The following is a 1,195-nucleotide window of genomic DNA, read 5'->3' as shown; positions in this document are numbered from 1 at the left end:
GGAAGGTGCGAACAAGTGGATCGCACCTTCACCACGAACTCTTTGTCCGCATTTGAAATGCCCATCACTCCAAAAACCTGACTTTTTGCTGCAAGTATTCGGCTATTAAGCGCCATTTAGCCTCATTTTCGAGGCTTATCTCGATTTTTGGGCACAGCTATCCCATGCCCGTATCATCTGGTCCACGCGAAACAGATTCGCCAGCGTAAACAACATCGCCAGTTGGTTGTCGTTCTTACGCAGCCCCTTGAACCGCGCCTTCACAAAGCCAAACTGACGTTTGATGATCCGAAACGGGTGCTCCACTTTGGCGCGGATGCTGGATTTGAGCCTCTCAAAGGCAATCACAGCCTTGTTTTTGTGCGGATGTTTTTTGAGCTCCTTGAGCCTGCCAGGTCGCATCGCAATCGCCCATTGTGCCTTTACATCTGCCAGCTCTTCACGGTTTTCTGCACCCTGATATCCTGCGTCAGCGAACACAAATGCCTCCTCGCCATGGAGCAGATTTCCCACTTGATTGAGGTCGTGCTCATTGGCTGCCGTGGTCTCCAGACTGTGCGTCAGGCCACTCTTGGCATCGACACCGATATGAGCCTTCATGCCGAAGTACCATTGATTGCCTTTCTTGGTCTGGTGCATCTCGCCGTCACGCTCGCCACGCTTGTTCTTGGTCGAGCAAGGGGCCTCAATGAGAGTGGCATCGACCAACGTGCCTTGCTTCATCATGATGCCGGCGTCAGAAAGCCATTGGTTGACGGTGTCGAAGAGCTGCCGAGCCAGCCGGTGCTGCTCCAGCAGATGGCGGAAGTTCATGATGGTGGTACGGTCGGGGATGGCCTGGTCCAGTGAGAGCTTGGCAAACAGACGCATCGAAGCAATCTCATAGAGCGCATCCTCCATGGCGCCGTCGCTAAGGCTATACCACTGTTGCATGCAGTGAATACGCAGCATGGTATCGAGTGGGTAGGGACGACGGCCATTACCTGCCTTGGGATAGACGGGCTCGATGACCGCCAGCATCATTGCCCATGGGAGCAACGCCTCCATACGAGCTAGGAATAACTCCTTACGGGTTTTGCGGCGTTTGCCATTGAACTCGCTATCCGCGAAGGTGAGCTGATGATTCATGCTGAACCTTATCCCTGATGCCAAGTGGGGCTCATGATCTCACATCAGGGACTTGTTCGCACCTTCC

General features: G+C 53.9%; 1 protein-coding gene. It reads right to left on the bottom strand.

Annotated features, from left to right (window positions below; translation table 11 throughout):
• Positions 1–135: 135 nt before the first annotated feature.
• The gene (locus OKB77_RS23905; protein ID WP_201951940.1) at positions 136–1,128 is read right to left on the bottom strand and encodes an IS5 family transposase; all 993 of its coding nucleotides are present in this window, start codon (positions 1,126–1,128) and stop codon (positions 136–138) included.
• Between the last annotated feature and the right edge of the window lie 67 nt (positions 1,129–1,195).

Origin of the sequence: Aeromonas sp. Y318-3 (assembly GCF_027706185.1) — a bacterium.
Classification (GTDB): domain Bacteria; phylum Pseudomonadota; class Gammaproteobacteria; order Enterobacterales; family Aeromonadaceae; genus Aeromonas; species Aeromonas veronii.
The sequence above is the reverse complement of the archived record's forward strand: the minus strand, read 5'-3'. Positions and strand labels throughout refer to the sequence as shown.

Coding starts and splice junctions, on each gene's coding strand:
- OKB77_RS23905 (WP_201951940.1), bottom strand. CDS start 1,128: ATGAATCATCAGCTCACCTTCGCGGATAGCGAGTTCAATGGCAAACGC.